16 protein-coding genes are annotated in these 21243 nt (G+C 41.2%); 5 read left to right on the top strand and 11 right to left on the bottom strand.

Annotated features, from left to right (window positions below; translation table 11 throughout):
• Positions 1-32 precede the first annotated feature (32 nt).
• The 3 genes from G3O08_RS15720 to G3O08_RS15710 all read left to right on the top strand — a co-directional run bounded on the left by G3O08_RS15720 (position 33) and on the right by G3O08_RS15710 (position 1993).
• The gene (locus G3O08_RS15720; protein ID WP_163286339.1) at positions 33-1016 is read left to right on the top strand and encodes a LuxE/PaaK family acyltransferase; all 984 of its coding nucleotides are present in this window, start codon (positions 33-35) and stop codon (positions 1014-1016) included.
• A 312-nt stretch (positions 1017-1328) separates the two neighbouring features.
• Positions 1329-1517: a hypothetical protein gene (locus tag G3O08_RS15715; RefSeq protein ID WP_163286338.1), complete on the top strand. Its 189-nt coding sequence runs from the start codon at positions 1329-1331 to the stop codon at positions 1515-1517.
• Positions 1514-1993, top strand: coding sequence for a nucleotidyl transferase AbiEii/AbiGii toxin family protein (locus G3O08_RS15710; RefSeq protein ID WP_163286337.1), 480 nt, complete (start codon positions 1514-1516; stop codon positions 1991-1993). Before G3O08_RS15715 ends, G3O08_RS15710 begins: the two co-directional genes overlap by 4 nt.
• A gap of 171 nt (positions 1994-2164) precedes the next feature.
• Here the strand turns inward: G3O08_RS15710 and tyrS are convergent, their stop codons facing one another.
• Positions 2165-3439 carry a tyrosine--tRNA ligase gene (gene tyrS, locus G3O08_RS15705; protein ID WP_163286336.1) on the bottom strand — a complete coding sequence of 425 codons (1275 nt, stop codon included), beginning with the start codon at positions 3437-3439 and terminating at the stop codon, positions 2165-2167.
• A gap of 191 nt (positions 3440-3630) precedes the next feature.
• Here tyrS and G3O08_RS15700 point away from each other — a divergent pair, with 191 nt between their 5' ends.
• Entirely contained in the window at positions 3631-3936 is a 306-nt protein-coding gene (locus G3O08_RS15700; protein ID WP_163286335.1) for an isoamylase early set domain-containing protein, read from the top strand.
• 81 nt (positions 3937-4017) lie between these two features.
• On the opposite strand, the gene G3O08_RS15695 is transcribed toward G3O08_RS15700, so the two are convergent.
• Together G3O08_RS15695 and glgB are read right to left on the bottom strand one after the other, a co-directional pair.
• Entirely contained in the window at positions 4018-6450 is a 2433-nt protein-coding gene (locus G3O08_RS15695) for a DUF3536 domain-containing protein (protein ID WP_163286334.1), read from the bottom strand.
• A 24-nt stretch (positions 6451-6474) separates the two neighbouring features.
• A complete protein-coding gene (glgB, locus tag G3O08_RS15690; RefSeq protein ID WP_163286333.1) occupies positions 6475-8394 on the bottom strand; it encodes a 1,4-alpha-glucan branching protein GlgB in 1920 nt (639 codons plus the stop codon).
• A 201-nt stretch (positions 8395-8595) separates the two neighbouring features.
• On the opposite strand from glgB, the gene G3O08_RS15685 reads away from it, so the two are divergent.
• A complete protein-coding gene (locus G3O08_RS15685; RefSeq protein WP_163286332.1) occupies positions 8596-9597 on the top strand; it encodes an NAD-dependent epimerase/dehydratase family protein in 1002 nt (333 codons plus the stop codon).
• On the opposite strand, the gene G3O08_RS15680 is transcribed toward G3O08_RS15685, so the two are convergent.
• The 8 genes from G3O08_RS15680 to G3O08_RS15645 form a co-directional block, all read right to left on the bottom strand.
• A complete protein-coding gene (locus G3O08_RS15680; protein WP_163286331.1) occupies positions 9542-9994 on the bottom strand; it encodes a DUF4296 domain-containing protein in 453 nt (150 codons plus the stop codon). The genes G3O08_RS15685 and G3O08_RS15680 overlap by 56 nt on opposite strands.
• Positions 9991-11328 (bottom strand): dihydroorotase, encoded by a 1338-nt coding sequence (locus tag G3O08_RS15675; protein WP_163286330.1) that lies wholly within the window; start codon positions 11326-11328, stop codon positions 9991-9993. The genes G3O08_RS15680 and G3O08_RS15675 overlap by 4 nt, the downstream gene beginning before the upstream one ends.
• 163 nt (positions 11329-11491) lie before the next feature.
• Positions 11492-12031 carry a hypothetical protein gene (locus G3O08_RS15670; protein WP_163286329.1) on the bottom strand — a complete coding sequence of 180 codons (540 nt, stop codon included), beginning with the start codon at positions 12029-12031 and terminating at the stop codon, positions 11492-11494.
• Between the two features lie 2 nt (positions 12032-12033).
• A complete protein-coding gene (locus tag G3O08_RS15665) occupies positions 12034-12750 on the bottom strand; it encodes a hypothetical protein (protein WP_163286328.1) in 717 nt (238 codons plus the stop codon).
• Positions 12751-12758: 8 nt separating this feature from the next.
• Positions 12759-13823, bottom strand: a complete 1065-nt coding sequence (locus tag G3O08_RS15660; RefSeq protein ID WP_163286327.1) for a cytochrome-c peroxidase — start codon at positions 13821-13823, stop codon at positions 12759-12761.
• A 381-nt stretch (positions 13824-14204) separates the two neighbouring features.
• Positions 14205-14906 (bottom strand): polyprenol monophosphomannose synthase, encoded by a 702-nt coding sequence (locus G3O08_RS15655; protein WP_163286326.1) that lies wholly within the window; start codon positions 14904-14906, stop codon positions 14205-14207.
• 175 nt (positions 14907-15081) lie between these two features.
• Positions 15082-20148 carry a putative type IX secretion system sortase PorU2 gene (gene porU2 / locus G3O08_RS15650; protein WP_163286325.1) on the bottom strand — a complete coding sequence of 1689 codons (5067 nt, stop codon included), beginning with the start codon at positions 20146-20148 and terminating at the stop codon, positions 15082-15084.
• Positions 20145-21239 (bottom strand): putative type IX sorting system protein PorV2, encoded by a 1095-nt coding sequence (locus tag G3O08_RS15645; RefSeq protein ID WP_239541278.1) that lies wholly within the window; start codon positions 21237-21239, stop codon positions 20145-20147. Before G3O08_RS15645 ends, porU2 begins: the two co-directional genes overlap by 4 nt.
• Positions 21240-21243 lie beyond the last annotated feature (4 nt).

Here is a 21243-nt window from a genome sequence, read left to right as displayed (position 1 = left end):
TAAAAGTACAAATAATCTAACCGCATCCCTACTTGCTAAATCTTGAAGCATTAAAAAATCGCATTTTCTCAATCAGCAGCAGAGATGAATTCAACGCCTTAACGCTTGAAATATTTTCATTTCAGTACGAGAACAATGCAGTTTACCAACAATTTTGCGATTATTTGGGTGCAAACCCCAACAATGTTGGCCGTTTAGAACAAATTCCATTTTTACCCATAGAGCTTTTTAAGAACCATCGCATCGTTTCGGGAAATGGTAAAATAGAATTCACATTTGAAAGCAGTGGCACAACCGGTGCGGCCACATCAAAACATCATTTGCTCAGCACAGTCATTTACGAAGAATCTTTTTCAAAAGCTTTTAGGCAATTTTATGGAAATCCCGAAGATTATAGAATCCTGGCCTTGCTCCCAAATTACCTCGAGCGATCTGGCTCATCGCTGGTCTATATGGCCAATCAGTTGATTTTAGAAAGCAAACATCCCGAAAGTGGCTTTTTCTTAGACGACACTGCAAGCTTGCGCAAGATACTGCAGAACGAAAGCGACAAAAAGACCCTGCTCATTGGTGTAAGCTTTGCCCTTCTCGACTTGGTTGAAGAGGGTACAATGCAATTAAAGAACACTGTAGTTATGGAAACCGGAGGCATGAAAGGTCGCCGAAAAGAACTCACACGCAATGAGTTGCACGAAATACTCAAATCGGGTTTTGGTGTGGCATCAATTCATTCTGAATATGGTATGACCGAGTTGCTTTCTCAGGCTTACGCTTCCGCGAATGGCGAATTTGAGTGCCCAAACTGGATGAAGCTGTTAATTCGCGATACCAATGATCCGTTTGGCGCAGCACCGATAGGAAAAACCGGCGGCTTGAATGTAATCGACCTTGCAAACCTTTACAGTTGCAGTTTTATTGCCACTTCAGATCTGGGACGAGCGCTTGAAAATGGAAAAGTGGAGGTTTTGGGTCGGTTTGATTACAGCGATATGCGGGGTTGTAATTTGATGATTTAGGTCAATTTGCAATGGGCAATGAGCAATGAGACTTTATGCATAAATTAAATGGCGAATGTGCCGAAGTTGAAGTTGAGGGCACAGGCTTGCGTCCCGCTAGGCTATTCTTAAACTGGCGTTACGCCAGATCATATTTTGTTTTCACTTTTAAATTAATTTTTAAGTAAAGTTCTTCAACCAAAACAGGGTTATACGTCAAACAATATATCCTCAAGCTAATAGCCTGGCGATTGCGAGGGACAATCTTTACCTCTACACTTCATGTGAAATAGCGAATAATTTCTTAATTTCACCTTACCCAATTAGTCATCAATGGAAATAAAATTTCAAACAAAAGAACAAAGCAAGGCAGACCAGGAAAAGGCATTTTTGGCACTTACACCAACCGAGCGCGTTTATTCATTTTTTGCAATGATAGAAAGAATGAAAGATTTTCCAACGAAAGCCAAAAACGAGAAGAAAAACAACTTTATGATCGAGATAAAAGTTTCTGATTTATGAAGATTTGGAGTGGTATGATCGATGATTTTATTACCCAAGCCAATGCATTCGAAGTTAGAATGATCATGGTTGGCGGAGGAGCAGTAAATTTTCATGGATATCAGCGCCATTCGGCAGATGTAGATTTTTGGATAGATACAAAACCTGAAAATCTTCAAAAACTGATTAATACATTCAAAGCGCTAGGATACGACATTGATGACTTTCCAAATTCAGTAAAAAACGAAATGCAAAATATTTCAATTAAATTTTCCCCGGCAGATCTCAATCTTGAATTAATAACCAAATTTTCAGTTAATAAAACCTTTGATGAAGCTTATGATGAAGCCGAGCGAATCACAATTAAAGAAAACTCTCTATTCCGCTGGCGCGTGCTTTCTTACAACGATTTAATAACAAGCAAAATAAAAGCCGGAAGACCAAAAGATTTACTAGACATCCAAGAACTAAAGCGGATTAAAGAAAATGAAGAATGAGTTTTTAGCAGTCAAGAATTAAAGTCAGTTATGACTTAAGTTCTCCCACTAAAATCGGGCAAGACGCCCGACTATACATCCCCAAGCCAAAAGCTTGCCGATTTCGAGAGATTATTCCATCCCAACAAAATTCTCATTGCCAATTGCAAATTGCTTATTGCTTATTGCCAATTAAACAGCTCTCACAACAAAATACTTCTTCTTTCCGCGCTGAAGTAGAATATAAGCATCGCTAATAAGATCTGAAGCAGATACTTTATAATCTTCACCAACTTTATCTTTGTTTACGCTTATCGCATTCTCTTTTAGGGAACGGCGTGCTTCGCTTTTTGATGATAAAAACCCGGAGATTTCTGATAGCATCTCAACAATATCAACTCCCGCTTCAATCAGCGAGCGCGCAACTTCTACCTGCTCTACCCCTTGAAAAACATCGAGAAAATCGCGCTCTGAAAGTTTCTTTAAGTTTTCGGCGGTTGCATTACCGAAGAGAATACTGCTGGCTTCTATGGCCATTTCGAGCGCATGCGCTCCATGAATACGGAGGGTTAATTCCTCTGCAAGTGTACGCTGCAACAGGCGCAGATGTGGAGCTTCAACGTGTGCTGCTATAAGCTTTTCAATGTCTGATCGCGAAAGCAGGGAGAAAACTTTTATAAAATTTTCAATATCCTCATCCGTAGCATTAAGCCAAAACTGGTAGAATTTGTAAGGGCTGGTTTTTTCGGCATCAAGCCAAACATTTCCACCTTCAGATTTTCCAAATTTGGTTCCATCGGCTTTTTTAACAAGCGGAGCGGTTATTGCAAAAGTATCGCCACCACCCATGCGGCGTGTAAGTTCTATACCGGTTGTAATGTTTCCCCATTGGTCGCTTCCACCCATTTGCAACTTGATGTTTTTCTCTTTATTCAGATAGTAAAAGTCATATCCCTGAATAAGCTGGTAGGAGAATTCTGTAAAAGACATACCACTTTCGAGTCGGTTCTTAACCGAATCTTTGCTCATCATATAATTGATAGTGATATGCTTACCTACATCGCGAATGAAATCTAAAAATGTAAATTTCTTAAACCACTCGTAGTTATTTACGATCTCGGCATCTGTAGGTCCATCGCCAAATTTGAGAAATTGCTCGAGTTGCTTTTTCTGTGAAGCAAGATTGTGCTCAATAATTTCGGTAGTTAGAAGTTGTCTTTCTTGGGTTTTTCCGGAAGGATCGCCCACACGACCGGTTGCACCACCAATAAGAGCAAACGGTTTATGGCCACTGCGCTGAAGATGAGTTAGGAGCATAATTGGCACCAAATTTCCAATATGAAGCGAGTCGGCAGTAGGATCAAAACCCACGTAACCACTGGTAAGCTCTTTGTTGAGTTGTTCTTCAGTTTCGGGAGTTATATCTTGTATAAGACCGCGCCATGCAAGCTCTTCAATCAAATTCATGGGTGTATATTTTGGCGCAAAGATAGTATTTGCAGAGAAAGTTTAGATGCCATTTACATCAATACGATTTCATCATCTTCAGCTCCTTCGTTCAAGCAATCAGCGAAATTTGCAAAATTTCTGCTTGTATTTTATTGTTAAACAAAACATTTACAGTACTTTTGCGCCCAAATTACTAGAACAATAAAGTCATGATTAAAAAACAGTTTCTAAAATCGAAACCGGTTTGTAAAGTAACCTTCACTCTAACAGCTGAAGCAGCAACCGACGCTAAGAACGTAGAATTGGTAGGAGACTTCAGCAAATGGAGTGAATCGCCTATCAAAATGAAGAAAACGAAAAGCGGCGAATTTAAAACTACTGTTGATCTTGCAAAAGGTCAAAACTATGAGTTCCGTTACCTGATAGATGGTAAAAAATGGGCAAATGATTGGGAAGCTGATGCTTACGTACCCAATAAAATGACCTTTGAAGAAAACTCTGTGGTAAGTCTTTAATCTTACTACTACCCCTTTGATAAAAATCCGCCTGGCACATGCCCGGCGGATTTTTTTATACCGCAAATTGGGTTCTAAAATCTATACAGAAGCAGGCTGTTTTCTATTTAAAATTAAATCCACATCGAAATTGATATAGGCTCCAAAACTTTTGAGCTGTTCTTTAATGTCAACCGGAATTTCAGGATCGAGATCTACTAGATGTGTAAAGATAACATCCTGAATTTCGTTTAAATCGGGCTTAATACCAACCTTGGCCAGTAGCTCTAATGCTTCTTGGGTATTTTTTAGTAATTCTCGCGCTTTGTCGGCATTTCCATTTGTTAGAGTGCCTAATCGCGAAAGCATATCGTCAAGCGTTTGGGCACAGAGAAAATTCAGCTCGGCATGATCCATTTTAAAATCCCATTTTTTTATCTCGCCGACAACCCTTTTCAACCCAGAAATATCAACCTTATCGATACAATCTGTAAACAGGCTTCGCAATTCGTTATTGACCACCAACTCCAAATTTCGCACAAGCATAGGCGGAAGGTGAAGGTGTGTTGACTTCATTACATTCAGTAAATTGTAATTGCGATCATTGATTTTTTTATAAGATGAAGAGGCTAAGTCAAGGCTGCTATCAAGAATATGGTTGAGCATTTTTATTTGCTCATCTTTAAACATATCAAAAAATGAAAAGCTGCGGTTTTCCGGATATCTCTTAAACAAATCAAATACTTCAGAGAGATTAGACTCCTGAAATGCAATGATTACATTATCGGTAAACTCCTTAAATTCATCAACAGGAATTTGCTCAAAAGCTATTCCCACCAAGTGATGCTGGCCCATATAAAGCACCACAAAGCTAAAATCTTTATTGCTAAGGGTAACTCGTGAGTTTACGTGGGTTCGGCCAACGGCAAGCCGCTGTGTGCCCTGTACAATTCTTCTAAAATCTGTTGACTTACACGAATAATTAAAAACCGAAATTTCATCGGGATCTTCTGCAAAAAGCGATGAAACTGCATAGTGCATTCCTATTTGCGTAAGCGAAAGTTTTGAAGGTTTCACTTTTTTAATATACACGTCCTTACCCGATCCAAGCTCTGGAATATTTGATTTTGCCACGCTGAGCATTTCCTCAAATTTACCTTCCAGCTCATAATCGCTTTCACCTTCGCCAAGCTGTATGGCACGCGAAGCATATTGAAGAATCTGAATCGTTTCAATTCCCGATATTTCGTCAAAAAACCATCCGCACGAGGTGTACATTAGCAACTCGTGACGCTGCATTTCGAGCAGCCTCATCACGTGGGTTCGCTCGCGCGGAACGAGTTCTGCAAAATTATTTTTCAGGAAATTATCAACTCTTTCTTTCTTGCGATCAAGTATAATTTCAATGTATTCATTGCGCAATTTCCACGGGTCTTTGTGATATGCTCCCATGCTTTCTTCATAGAGCTTTGCGAGTTCATCGCGCAGCCAGTCCAGACTTTCGCGTAAGGGAACACGCCATTGCTGATTCCAGCCTGGCTTCCCCCCAGAGCTACAGCCGCAATCGGCACGCCAGCGCTCGACACCGTGCACACAGCTCCACGATGAATTTTCGTGAATCACTACTTCGTATTTAGGTGGTTCCAGCTCTAAATACTGAGAGTAATTGGTAATTGTAGCCAGATCATTTGACTCAATAAAGCGCATGCAATAGGCCAGAGCCATGTCGCCGTTTCGGTGGTGGTGGCCATAGCTCTCGCCATCTGTCGCGATATGCACCAATTGATTTTCTGTTCGGCTATCAAAAGCTGCGTAGAGATAAGCAGCAAATTCTTTTCCGTCTTTCAGCAATCCTTTAAAGGCCACCGCCTGCGATCTATCACCATCATAAAAGAATAGATTAATCTGTTTTCCAGATGGCAACTTGCACAAATAAGGCATCTTCGAATCTATTCCTTCTGTCCACTCGCTTTCGCCGATAAGGCGGTATTGTTTAGCCTGTCGCGGTGCTAAAACGGTAAATTTTAACCCCTGCTCTGCCAGTACTTCAAGGGTTTCGGTATCTACGGCAGTTTCAGCCAGCCACATTCCTTCAGCTTTTCTGTCAAATCGTTTTTCAAAATCGCGCAAGCCCCAAATAACCTGGGTTTCTTTATCGCGGCGATTTGCCAAAGGCATAATAATGTGGTTGTATACCTGCGCCATTGCAGATCCATGACCTCCAAAATGGGTCATACTCTCTTTATCCGAGTCGATAATTCGCTGATACGTTTTAGGACGATGTACTTCAAGCCAGCTTAGTAGCGTAGAACCGAAGTTGTAACTCATCCGCGCATAGTTATTTACGATATCTACTATTCGTCGCTCATCATTTAATATTCGAGATACCGCATTCGGGCCGTAGCACTCTTGAGTAATTCGCTCATTCCAATCGTGATATGGCGTAGCTGACTCCTGATATTCAATCTTTTCCAGCCACGCATTCTCTCTGGGTGGCTGATAGAAGTGCCCATGGACACAAATATATTTCTTCATACTACTTTCTCCGTCGTCTTTTTACTATATTGTTTTCTGATGCTTTAATACGGCAAAACCCATCGGCGGGATACGCAGCGAAAGGGTATTGTCTCTGCTGTGTTTTGCGAAGTTTACCGTTTCAAGCAGCGCTCCGTTCACAAACCCGCTTCCTCCAAACTGCTTTTCATCGCTATTAAATACCTCTTTAAACTTGCCTTCTTCATCAACGCCAAGTTCATAAACATCGTGTGCTTTCACCCCAAAATTGCCAATTACAAGCAGTGAATTATCATCTTTTCCCTTTCGGTAAAAGGCTATTATCGAGTTTTTTGAATCTCCGTAATCTATCCATTCAAACCCTTTATAATCGAAACTAAGTTCATACAGTGCAGGTTCATTTTTGTAGAGTTTATTCAGGCTTTTCACCAATTCAGAAATCCCTTTATGCGATTCGTTGTTGAGCTCGTTCCACGAAAGACTGTGGTCGTGCATCCATTCAGATTTTTGGGCAAACTCATTTCCCATAAAGAGCAGTTTCGCTCCCGGGTGAAAAAACATCCATGAATATAGTGTGCGCACGTTGGCAAATTTCTGCCAGTTATCACCCGGCATCCGGCTCAAAATAGAGCCTTTTCCGTGTACCACCTCATCGTGCGAAAGCGGAAGCATAAAGTTTTCGCTAAAAGCATATACCAGGCTAAATGTAATTTCGTTTTGATGAAAGCGGCGGTAAATGGGCTCGCGTTTAAAAAATGCAAGCATATCATTCATCCAGCCCATCATCCACTTCATTCCAAAGCCGAGTCCACCGACACTAACCGGTTTTGAAACCATGGGCCACGAGGTACTTTCTTCGGCAATGCATTGTACATCGGGAAATTCTTTATAAATCGCCTGATTCATTTCTCGCAAGAGCGATATGGCATCCAGATTTTCACGACCGCCGTATTTATTGGGAATCCATTGGCCTTCTTTGCGGCTATAATCGAGGTAAAGCATTGAAGCCACGGCATCAACGCGTATTCCGTCAATATGATAACGCTCAAGCCAGTACAAGGCATTGCTAATTAAAAAAGCGCGCACTTCATTTCGTCCGTAGTTAAAAATATAGCTATTCCAATCAGGGTGGTATCCAAGCCTGTAATCGCTGTGTTCATAGAGGGAGGTGCCATCAAAATGGAAGAGCCCGTGTACATCACCGGGAAAATGACTTGGCACCCAATCAAGAAAAACGCCAATTCCATTTTTGTGAAATTCATTCACCAAAAAGGCAAAATCTTCCTGACTTCCATAGCGACTGCTCGGTGCAAAATAGCCGGTAATCTGATATCCCCACGATCCAAAAAACGGATGTTCCATTACAGGCATAAGCTCTACATGGGTAAAGCCCATTTCTTTTACATAAGGCACAAGGTCGGCAGCAAGCTCGCGGTACGAGAGCGATCTGTTTCCATCTTCGCCTTTGCGTTTCCATGAGCCTGTATGTACTTCGTAAACCGAAATAGGTGCGTCGAGCGCATTTTTTTCCTTTCGGCTACTCATCCATTTTTTATCGCTCCACTTGTAGTCAAACTCTGATACTACCGATGCTGTTTCTGGTGGAATCTGCCATTGCTCTGCATACGGATCGCCTTTTTCGATATATCCACCTTTTCGCATTTTTATAGCGTACTTGTACACTGCTCCTACCTGAACTCCAGGAATAAAACCTTCCCAGATTCCCGAACCATCCCAGCGCGCGCTCAACTTGTGACTCTGCCGGTTCCATTGGTTAAAAGACCCCATTACAGACAATTCCAGTGCGTTTGGAGCCCAAACTGCAAAATAGGTTCCCGCTTGTCCATCTATTTCCAATTGGGTATTGCCCATTTTTTCATAGAGCTTAAAATGCTTGCCTGATTTGAAAAGGGAAATATCAAAATCAGAAAAAATACTGTGGGAGATTACGGTTTCGGAGGTCATAAGCAGATTTGATTAAGCTGGAAGCATGATGTCTTAAACATTGGTTTTAATCTATAAAAGCATGAAAATTGGCGATTGATAAAAACGGCTCGTTTTCATATTGTCATTTTCACACTTAGAATCTGCTAATTTAGCAAAAAGATGAGTCAAGAACGCTAATTTCGAGCGAATACGTACATAATTATACCTTACTTTTGCACCATGATTCTGGTAACAGGCAGCACAGGAATTGTAGGTACACGATTATTATTCGACCTTATAAAATTGGGGAAGCAAGTGCGTGCGCTAAAGCGGAAAGACAGCGATACAGAATTTGTAAAACGGGTTTTTCAATTTTACGATTCAAAAAATGGTGAAACCTATTACAATAAAATTGAATGGTGTGATGGCGACATAACCGACATCGAATCTTTAGAGGCAGCATTTAAAGATATCAAATATTGCTACCATTCAGCAGCGCTAGTTTCGTACGATTCGAGCTACCGTGAAAAATTGCTGGAAGTAAATGCCGAAGGAACCGAAAATGTGGTGAACCTTGCAATTGAAGCGGGAGTTTTAAAGATTTGCCATATAAGCTCTGTTTCTGCTTTGGGAAGAGCGAAAGCGGGTAGCCTTACCGACGAGAATGATTACTGGAATCGCGATGACAACAACTCGATTTACGGCCTGAGCAAATTTATGGCTGAGCGCGAAGTCTGGCGTGGGACAGCAGAAGGTTTGCCTGCAGTAATTGTGAATCCCAGCATTATTTTAGGCCCCGCCAAATCGCATCAAAGCAGCGGTATGCTTATGTCGCTATTGCGAAAAGGCGTCGCATTTTACCCTGAGGGAATTGCCGGATATGTTGATGTTCGCGATGTAAGTCAAGCATGTATATCGCTTATGGATAGTGAGATACAAAACAAGCGATATCTCTTAAATGCTGAAAATCTAAACTTTAAAACCCTGCTCGATACAGCAGCTGGAATATTCGGAAACTCAAAACCAAAAATTAAATTAAGCCCTTGGATGCTTTCACTGGCGTGGATAGGCGCTAAAGGCTGGGCAGCAATTACAGGCGGCAAGCCAAAAGTAACCCGCGAAACTGCAAGAAGCGCATCAAGAGAAAACACCTTTAGCAATTCAAAAATATCAGAAACCCTAAAAATTAATTTCGTCCCGGTCGGGGAATCCCTCTTATACTATCGCTCCTTTTTTGATTAGCCGCTCTTGTACTATCGTTTTTAGCGCGCTCATCCTGGGTGTATTTCTGCTTAATTTCTACATCCAGCTTATTTAAACTATCTAAAACCTGCTCGTAAATCATCTCCATCTTCCGTGGATTACGGCTATAAAAATCATAGGTGCGTCTAAATTCTTCGGCGTTTACACCATGTTTTTTAAATATTGGAGTATAAGGATCGGCGCCTGCCTGATCGTTAGATGAATTATTGCGCACATAATTTTTTTGGGTGTTCATACCTTCTGTAAGCTGCACATCTATCATAATAGCTGTAAATGTGTTTGAATCAATCAAACCTTCGGGTATTTCAACTTCCTTATCGCCACCGCAGCTCACGAGGAGAACCGCAAAAAAAAGAAAAAAAATGTTTTTTATCATCGTTTGAAACTTAATCGCTTACCGCGGATGGAATCAATTACTGCGCCGTTTTTAAATGCTACTTCACCATTCACGAAAGTGTACTTAACTGCCGATTTAAACGTATGGCCTTCAAAAGGACTCCAGCCGCATTTGTATAAAAGATTTGACTTCAATACTTCGTTGCGAGAATCGAGGTCGACCAAAACGAGATCGGCAGCAAAACCTTCGCGAATAAAACCACGGTTTTCAATTTCGAAAAGACGGGCCACGCTGTGGCTGGTTTTCTCAACGATCTTCTCGAGTGTAAAAACTCCGGTGTGGTATAAATCTAACAATGCCGGCAAGGTGTGTTGTACTAGCGGTCCGCCTGAAGGAGCTTTAAAATAGGAATTTTGCTTCTCTTCAAGAGTATGCGGAGCGTGATCTGTCGCTATGACATCAATTCTATTTGAATTTACTGCTGCGCGAATGGCATTTCGATCTTCGTAGGTTTTTACCGCCGGATTCCATTTTATCAGGCTGCCCTTTGTTTCATAATCCGCATCGGTAAACCAAAGGTGATGGGTGCAGGCTTCGGCTGTAATCCGCTTTTCTTCGAGTGGAATATCATTTGAACAAAGCATGGTTTCCCTTTCGGTAGAAATATGAAGGATATGCAGGCGGGCATTAAATTTTGTGGCAAGCTCTATGGCGCGCGAAGAGCTGCGGTAGCAAGCTTCTGCCGAACGGATAAGCGGATGCGCCCACATAGGAACGTCCTCGCCGTAGCGACTTTTGTAATGCGCAATATTTTCTCTTATGGTTTGCTCATCTTCACAATGGGAAGCCACTATTGTCGGACTCTCCTTAAATAAGTTTTCAAGAGCTGTTTGATTATCAACCAACATATTACCTGTAGAAGAACCCATAAAAACTTTAACTCCGCAAACTCGCTTGGGATCAGTTTTCACAACCTCATCGAGATTATCATTGGAAGCTCCCATAAAAAAAGAATAATTGGCCCGACTCACTTCCGCGGCGCGCTGGTATTTCTCTTCGAGCAGTTCCTGGGTAAGCGTATTGGGAACCGTATTTGGCATTTCCATAAAGCTGGTCACTCCGCCGGCCACGGCAGCTCTGCTCTCGGTTTCAATATCACCTTTGTGCGTGAAACCCGGTTCTCTGAAGTGTACCTGATCGTCAATTAAGCCAGGCAAAAGATGAAGTCCTTCGGCATGAATTATTTCACAATGCGCGGGCGCTTCGATTTCAGAGGCGATTTTTTGAATTAATCCATCAGTAATTAATACATCGGCAATTTTTTGGGTGCCTTCGTTTACAATTTTCGCTCCTTTTATGAGATATTTTGCCATTGGTGTGATTTCTGGTAGACAAAGTTAGCTAAATGATTCTTGAAAATAATATTGATACAACTTTGACAGCTCCAAATAAATTGAAGTAAGAATCAATAAGCATGAGGACAATTGGATTGAGTACGCTTAGATTTGCCCGAAGCGCTTTAACGGAAGTGAAACCCTACTGATAATAACCGCCTGAAATATAAAAATTTAAATTCCCATATTCTGTAATAGGAATACATTCTTGCATTCCTCCTCCACCACCAACAAAAATGTTTTGTTGTGCCTGAGTATTTGGATTCAGAGTATTGAGATAAAAATTATTCTCGATAGCAATTTGAGAGTTGGAAGCCGATATGTAAACCTGAAAATTTTGTAAGGTAACACCGCTAACATTCTTAAAAGTAATTTGTAACATACACGACTGCTCAATGGAATTGCAATTTGCAATATCTGAAATATTCACACCAACCTGCTCAATTTCAATATCTAAAATATCCATATCCAAATAATCTGAATTAGGACGCATCTCCTTAACAATACCGTAATCGAGAAGAATTGAAGCACCACTTCCAGCCGGGCAATGTATACAAGAGCCGTCATCGTTATCAGCGCTAATATCAAAATTTAAGGCATCTTTATCAGTACAACCTTCGCGCTCGCAAGCAGAGATAATTACTAAGGTGAATAAAACTATCAATATACGAGTGGTATTCATTTCTAAAATTTAACTATTAAATAAATGACCACAGGCAATTTAAACTGCCATGACTCAACATCAGCCTTTTCATTTTCAACTTGATAAGTGGTAGTAGTAACACCCTGAAAAACAACATAATTAATATTTTCCGAGTTGAATTTTTCGTTTCCCGAAATATAGTTGAAACTTGCTTCAGTACCAATTAGAAATCTGTCTGACAAATAAAACCTGCCAGTGGCTTGAATTCCACCTCCAAAACCCTGAATTGCTGATCGTGTGGTAGCCACTGTTGAATCTACTGCATTGCTAAACTCCACTACCTGTCGTGAAAAGGTATCAATAGATCGGCCTCGGTAAATAACATCTACACCCACACCAAACTCAAATTTGCCAGTCTTGAACTGATAGCCAGGGCCAAAGCGAATATCAACTATTTGTTGACTTATCCTCACTCCGTCATCATTTTCCCGGTTAGTAGAATTGTAACCGAAACCCGCATTAAGCGCATACCCCGATTTTGTTGAACGCATGGTATAAGTAAGTAAATATGGATTGTCTATTTCGTTATTTTCTTCACCAAAGTTGAAGAACTCGCGGATGAGTAAATTTCCTTGTAAGCCAACGAAATGATCGAATCTCTTTTCTTTGGAATCTTCCAGATCCTGACCAAATACATCTGTATTGTAAACCGAGCTAAAAACAACTGCAACAAATAGGATTATAAATTTCTTATTCACTATCAATTTTATTTAATAAACGGATCTGATAAGCGTTTGTCATGAGGTAAGTTTTGATCAGTAAGCGTATTGAGAAATGCAACGAGAGCCACGGTTTCTGATTCAGAAATATTCATTTTCAATGGTTCACCTGTCGATTCGCGCAACCGTGAATCGAGATTGATATTTGGCTGGAGATCTTCGCTGTAATGACCTATTACTTCTTCAAGAGTGCTAAAACGACCATCATGCATATATGGTGCGGTGAGCGCTATATTTCTCAAATTTGGAATTCGAAATTTACCGTTATCCGCTTCATTGCCTGTAACAGCTGCGCGGCCTTTATCAGCATAATCTACATTTAGTCCAATATTTACAAACTCTTCGCCGGTCGGCTCGCTATAACCACTATTAGATAATACGTCATGGCAACTCATACAATTATATTTCCCTGTAAAAAGCTGAAAACCTTGACTTTCCAAAACACTTAGGTCATCTAATGAATTAAAAAAGAAACTCATATCAAATTTAGAATTGATAGACTCGAACTGTCTAATAAAAGACGTAAGTGCAATTGAAACCTTTTCGATGGTAATTTCTTCCGATCCAAAACGATTTTGAAACAGAGTGGCATAATATGGTTTGCCTCGTAACCTCGAAACCAGATCATCGGCAGAGCGCATACCCATTTCTATGTGGTTTTGAGTAGGCGCAATTACTAGTTCGTTTAGATTTCGAGTACGACCATCCCAAAAGAGTGCTTGTCCCGAAAATTCATCTCCTTCAAAAAAACCGGAATTCAGATTTTGGATTGGAGGTGTATTTCTTGTCGTTTTTCCACTTTCAAAGCCAGTACTAAAGGCAGTATTATCTGCAAAAGCATTAACCTGTTTATGGCACGAACCGCAAGAAACGGCATTATTAATTGAAAGTGCTTTTTCGTAAAATAATACTCTTCCCAATTCAAGTTGCTCAATATTTTCGAGTGAGTAGCGCGCCGGTTCCGGCAAATCTTCTGTTTTTGAACAGGATACTGCCACAAAAATGACTACGCTAAAAACGGATAGTGAGGCTAGGCTTCTGGTTAGATTCATGAATGGATTATTTTGGATCCTGAAATATAGTAATTTTTTAGCAAAAAATATCTATTTAAAAGATAAACCCATTCAGTAAATTAAAGACCGTGTTGGTATCACCCGTTTTGAAAAAAAAAAATCATCCTTATTGAAAGGCGATTAAACCACCAACAAACCTGAATTAAAAATCTAATTAAGATTTATAAACTCTTATTTAAATTTTGGCATAAATCTTTAATTAGTGTAAACCCTTAATAAAGAAAACAGTCAAAATTTTAATTAACGCCATTTCTTAATAAAGATAACTTAAATAAAAGCCAACGCTAATAAAGAAAACCTTGATAAATTTAATTAGTGGAATTCTCATTCAAGATTTTGAGCTAGAATTTAAATAGGTAATCAAAACCGCATCTTCACAACGCCAAAAAAGGCTTCGGTAAAGATTTTCATGCTCATTTTGCTTTGGCCCACCTGGCGGTCGATAAAGGTAATAGGCACTTCTACAAGTTTAAAGCCTTCGAGAATGGCGTTGTACTTCATTTCAATTTGGAAAGCATATCCTATAAATTCGATTTTATCGAGATTAATGGCTTCCAGTACTTTTCTGTGATAACACACAAAACCCGCTGTAGCATCTTTAATTCCAATCCACAAAATAGACCGCACATAGAGCGAAGCGAAATAAGAAATTAAAATGCGGGTATAATCCCAATTGGAAACCTCACCACCTTTTACATAGCGCGAACCAATACTCATATCCGCTCCGTCTAAACAAGCTTGCAGGAGTCGGGGCAAATCAGTGGGATTGTGAGAAAAATCGGCATCCATTTCAAAAATATAAGTGTATTCGCGTTCTAAACACCATTTAAATCCGGCGATATAAGCCGTTCCAAGCCCTTCCTTCTTTTTGCGATTGAGTAAATGAAGCGATTCAGAATATGTTTTTTGAAGCTCGCGCACGATATCTGCTGTACCATCGGGCGAGTTGTCGTCCACAACAAGTATATGCAGGTCAACAGGTTGCGCGAGTACCGCTTCGATAATCTGCTTAATATTACCTTTCTCTTTGTAGGTAGGTATGATGACTATTCCTTGATGCAAAAGGGAAATTTTGGACTAAGATAATTTAATCTGCAATATTGAAAATTTTAATCACAGAAGAAAATGATAATAATTTTAAAAAGTGATTTTAATTCTAAAAGGTTACGGCTATTAAACGGAAAAGTTTTATTGAAAAAGATAAAAACCAGTGCGAAATGAAATGAATCACTACTGACTACTTAAAAAGGACCATCTTGCCCCACGATTTTGTAAAATACTGTGAAGCGGCGTTTTCTCTTTTATCAATATTCTCGCCATTGAGTCGCGCAATAACCCGGTACAAATAAACTCCGTTGGCGAGCCGGTCGCCATATTCATCGCGGCCATCCCAGCGGTATTCTGAAAAATTTCTACCTATTCTGATTGGGCCAAATTCTTGTTGCATAATCTCTCGCACAATCTTACCACTTATAGTCATGATTTGAATCTTGAATTCATCTGGAACCTCCGTTCCCGTAAGGGTAAAAACAAACTGGGTACTGGTCGAAAAAGGATTTGGATAATTGAGCACTTCAGAAATTGTAGATTCATTTACGACCTCAAATTCTATCTGGTAGTCAATATTTGCCGATTGATTTCCCGATTTATCTGTTGCCTGAATCAAAAGACTGTACTTGCCATCGTCTTTAAGTTTGGGTCGGTAGAATATTTTAGCGCGATTTTTTGAATTTATCGCAGGAATAAACTCCAGAATATTGTCTGTCGACGAATTAAAATACTGCTGAACCAACTGCCCGCCAGGCGAAGAAATAAACACTTTAAACAGAGCTGTATCAGATGGTTCGTCCATGATAAGAAATGGATTTTCGTCTTTTAGTACAATCAAAACCTCAGGACTTGGCGATACAATCTCACCATTAATAATATGAATTCCATCGAAAGTGACATCCAGCAGCGGATTCTGATTGTCGCGGCTTACCGAAAATGGAATCTGAAGCAAATTATTAAAATGCGATTGCTCCGGCTGATCGTATAAACCGCTATCGCCTCGCGGATTAACCTCAACCCAAAGCGTATTATTACCAGTAAGATTTCGGGTGTCGAAGTAAACGGTGTCGATTAAAACCTCTCCTTTCCGAAGCGAATCTTGCCGCGGATACGGAATTTCAACCTGGTTTCTATCACCGTCTTCAATCCAGTAATTAACTAGAAGTGAATCCATATCGTGATCGCTTACATTGGCAATAGCAACAGCAATATAACCTGCCTGACCTTGCTGTAATTCTTTATTTTGAAAAACATAAAAATGATTCGGATCAACGGCCGCTTCTGGCACTTGATCGTAAAGTACGTGCCAGCGATTAATCTGCAGGGGTGTTAAATTCTGCGGATCTTCATGATGAGCCGAAAGTCGTAAATAAGGATATTGATCTGCAGAAACCAGATTTGAGAGATCTATTTCATCATCATCGGCAGAGAATTCACCACCGGGAATATCTGTTTCTAAGCCATTTGCATCGATACCGATAATTTTAATCTGTGAATTATCTCCTTCATTTGCGTCTAGCGAAAAGGTGTTCCAGCTGGCTGTTTTCCAATTTTTCGACGGCCCAATTTTTTGAGTCGTCATCGTGCCTTCGCTTCCGCTTGATGGAATATTCACGCTGTTTAAGAGCACTTCATTAATCGTGTCGCCGTATTGCTCATATACAAAGCTCGGGTCGCCCTTTCGGAGAATAAGCGAGAATGGCACACTGTCTTGCGCAGATTCGGCACCTATCATTGTTGCTCCAAGCGATTGAAATGCGGTATAAATATCGGGTGTATTGTCCCAGAGCTCGTAATTTACATTCCTGATGGTGTAGAGAACCACATAATGGCCATCTGGAATGGTTTCCGATAGCAACAAATCAGCCAGAGCCTGCATTTGCGTAGCAGAACTTTGTCGATAAATGAAGTAATATTCAACTCTTGCCCGGCAGGCGCCTCCATTGTTGGCATTCCCAAAATTATGATCGGGGTTTGCACCATCGTAATTTGTGCCCCAGGCTTCGAAAGTAATGGGGTCGAAAACTGCCAAATGCACCGACGGCGAGGTTCCACAGGCTCCATATTCAACTTCGGTATTATTGAGTACAATATTATTAGAAAGCGCAAAAGAGTTTCCAATTACCCGATTGCGCAGATTTACAGTTCCACTGTAAAAATCTACCCTGCGTTCGGTTCGGTTAAATTCCGTGAGAAAAAAGTTGTTGTTTTTAAACTGGAATATCTGCGCTTGTCCCCAGCCCAATTTTTCAGGAATGTATTGAAAGGAGCTTTCACGCCAAAGTGTTTCAGTGTCGGTAAGCTCGGCGCAGCGCCAGAAATAGACAATGCTATCGGGATAATTGAGCGTGGGTTGCCATTCTATTACACCTCCGGTCTCTACTATTTCGGTAGTTTGCAAAAGCGGGCTATTGAACAAATCTGTGGTGTCAATCTCAATGCGATAGGTGCGTTCTTCGGCCAGAGGATTTCCTGTAGATGCACGCAAAACGGGATCTTTCTGCGGAATTACTGCAAAGGGATACGGGTAAATCGGAATAAGACCGCCATTGGATATAAAAAGCTCCTTGCCAATGACTTGATTATTAACTTGCTCAAAGCCATCTAGTTCGCGAATGACATTTTCGGGTAAATCAACAAACACATTAAATTGATGAAGGCCAACGCCGTACTGCAAATCTACCGGAAGCCTGAAACTGGCTGTATCGCGGTTGTACAGTCCATTCATTTGATACACATACACTGAGTCGCCTATCCCTTCAGGTGTATGGTGTTCTAGCGTTACCGCGAATGGTTGATTGGTAGCTCGCCCAATGTTTTTCACAGCTACTTTTACTGTAAAGCTGTCAATATCGGCCGTAATTTCTTGTGGAGTAAAAAAGACATCTTGTGCCGTTATCTCAAAATCGGGCCACGGAAAAGAATTGAGCACCACGCCAGGATCGCCTTGCAAGCCCATATCATAGCATAGGTAGCGGCGCAAAACTGTAGGTGCTGCTACATCCGAAAGTGAATTTCTAATCTGGCTTCCAATGGTTTGTGCGTAGCTCAATTTTGAAACATGTTTGTAAAAAGCTGAACTGAATGCGTGCAAATCGCCTTCAATCCCCAACTCTACAGAAGCCAGAAATCCAATGACTCCCTGTTGGTTTAGAATGGTATACTTTTCACTGGTACTTCCGGCTCCAGGACTATGGTAATCTCCGCTGTAACAGCCATTTCCTAAAAGAAACGGATACTTTCCATTCCAGTCAAAATTCTGCGGATTGTCTATAGACTGGTCAAAACCTTCAGATCCGGCATGAGCGAAAAACGTCATAAGCGAAACGCCTTCATTTTCAATAAGATTTGACACTTCTTCGCTTACATTTATTTGAATAGGATCTGAACCTGACTTTAAAAATGTTGTCACAACTCCCCCAAAACTCGAATCTTCGATTGCCGTTTCATAAGAAGCAAGATGATTTGCAAACCGGTTTTGCTCTGCTATATTTCCACCACCCCCTAAATGCATTACATTTTTCATCCATATAGCCGGTGGTTGCGACTCAAAGGTTTGCAGTTTATCGAGATACCATTCCACCTCTTCGGGCGACTTGGCACTTACACGACCCGTGCGCATTGCGGGCTCCAGAAAGGTATTGGCAAGACCCTGGGTTAAATAATTGTCGCTAGGCGGAAAACCGAGAGATGGAACAAGGCTATTTGCAAAGTGCACCGGACTTCGGCGTGTGCCTGCTAAACTTCCGATAGAAGCTGTACGAATATCTTTCCCCAAAAGAAGTAAGTGCTGCGGTGTGGAAGACCAGGTTTGAAGAATATAATTAGCAAAATTGCGAATAGACATTCCGCTTTTTTCAACTCCGAAACCAAACTGGTCGTAAAGTTCATCGACATTTACGAGAATGGTGTTAAACTTTTGCTGCCTGTAATTGGCGTATTGCTGGGCAGGAACCATCAGCGAACTATGGGTAATAATTACGAAGGCCGAATCTATCTGTGTTTGACCAAAATTGGTAAAAAACCCGTTGTTTCCGGTAGTTTCTATTCCCGAAATAGATTTCACGGTTGCATCCGTCACCAGAAGACAATCAAATTTTTCCAAGTCAAAATTATTGGCTATCAAGCCTCTATAGCTCGCTCCATTTGCCGAAAGGGCAACCCGCTGTGCGTTGGTGCCGAGCGTATAAATACGGGGATTAGCTCCCAAAATATTTGAGAAATCAAACCGGGTTTTACTCTGTGCGGTATTTAAGCGGTATTGAAACCGGAAAAAATCGGCTTCCGCCAAATTGGTGCTATGTGGATAGGTAATTTCGGTTTTGGCAATGGCCTGGTCGTCGCGCGTTATGCCTAGTGCATTTACCACTTGGTGCAAAATAGGGGTTTGAGTGGCGCCCAGGGACGCATTTGGGATATTGAAATCAAATGTATTTATGCGGTAGCCATTGTACTGATAATTTACCACCAAGGCTTGTTCGGCTCCATACTTTACCTGAATAAAATGGTCGTTTCCGGTATCGCTCATATCGCTCACTCCTACCACAACGGTTGTGGCCTCGGCAGGTGGAACGTCAGATCCGGTGTATGCATTAGCAGTCGGAACATTTGCCGTAAAGGCAGTGCTACTGAGTGTAATGGGATTGCTCAACCAGCCCTCGCCGGCAATAAACTCACTGAGTGAAAGTCTGAAATTTGGCTGATTTGAAGGCGGCTGATCGAGGAGCTGCGGCTGATCGAAATACCGGTTTGAGAAAACAAGTTTCGACTGTTTCCATACATAAGGTACGGGCGCATATGCATCAAAATTCTGGTCGTTTGCATTTGAGAACCTAAGGTGATTGCCGCCGGGAGTTACGGTGAGATAATACCGCACAGTGTCGTTGAAGAGGCTGTAATCGGGATTTCCCTGGTCTTGCGGAGCATTGTATAGTCCCGCCTCTCTCCTCCCGTCGTTCTTCTCGCCGATAAATTCAACATAGTCGCCAGAATTAAAAACGCCATCTTGCCCATCGCTCACAAAAATGGGAACTTCTTGCGCAAAGGCAAACATTTGTATATTTTGAGGGTCAATCAGCGAAACGGGAATACCGGCAGCTACAAAATTCTGGTAGGTAATGCGGTAAACTCCATCTTCGAAAATAGGAATGCGGTAATGTTTTTGGCCATACTGAATCCACTCATTTCCAAATGGTTGACCAAAGGAAACTGCAGTAAGAAGAGCGAACCAAAGGATTAATCCTATTTTTTTCACGAACCGGGAGCTTTAAACACCTGGAATTTTAGCGAGAAAATATTCGAGTACAAAGTATTCGACACATTTCCAATATTGGTAATTGCATAATCGAGGTGGAAATTTCCTAACCTTAACCCGACGCCAAGATTGGGCTGGATGGAAATTTCTTCAGTACCTCTAAATGTTTTTATCCGCTGCATATTTCCAAGTCCAGCTCTAAGGTAAATCAAATTTATGTAACTCGCTTCTAAACCAATCAGCGGCTCCACACTTATGGGGTCGGCGCTTAGCAAAACGTTGCGCTGGCCGTCTGTAGAAATCACTGCATTAACCTCGCCCAGAAGAGCAAATTTGTTGAGCTCCTTCTTGTAGGCTGCTCCAAGCACTATTTTGGGAAGAGTAATTTCGAGTCCATTTTCAGGAAGCTCGTTTCCTGTTGCTACAAATACATCTTTTGTAGCGTCGTCGAGCGAGTAAGTCCATGCATTATAAGTAGTAGTGAGGTCGCGCCCCATTGCCGAAAATCGCCAATTTTTAAGGCGATAAGTTGCTGCCAGATCTATTCCAAAACCCCAGCTTTTCGCAAAATCGCCAATAAAGCGGTGCACCACTTTTACATTACCACCCACTGATAAGCCCGGCACTTTAAGCTTTTTCGCATAGCTAAGTACAAAGCCGTAGTCAACTGCCGAAAAGGTTGATATTCTATCGTAATTTAGATTTCCATCTGCATCAATCAGCTGGGTGGTATTTGGAATTCCGTCAACGCCAAAACGAATAACTGAAAGTGCGAGCACACTGGTAGAATCAATAGGTTTTGCAATAGCGCCATAATCGTATTGGGCTATGCCTGCAAAATATTCGGCGTGCATTCCGGCTATTTCCAAATCGGCTTTAATATCTACAAGGTTTGCCGGATTCCAGAAACCCGCAGTAACATCAGTAACACTGGCCACATTGGCACCCGACATGCCCAAAGCTCTGGCTCCTACGCCAATGCTTAAAAACTCATTGCTGTATTTCCGCGTTTGCGCTTGAGAAAGGGTGGTGAGCCCCATGAGAAATATAAGCATCAACCCGAAACCGGGAGGGGATTTAATCTTCAACATAATT

Source organism: Cryomorpha ignava (assembly GCF_010686655.1).
GTDB lineage: Bacteria > Bacteroidota > Bacteroidia > Flavobacteriales_D > Cryomorphaceae > Cryomorpha > Cryomorpha ignava.
The sequence above is the reverse complement of the archived record's forward strand: the minus strand, read 5'-3'. Positions and strand labels throughout refer to the sequence as shown.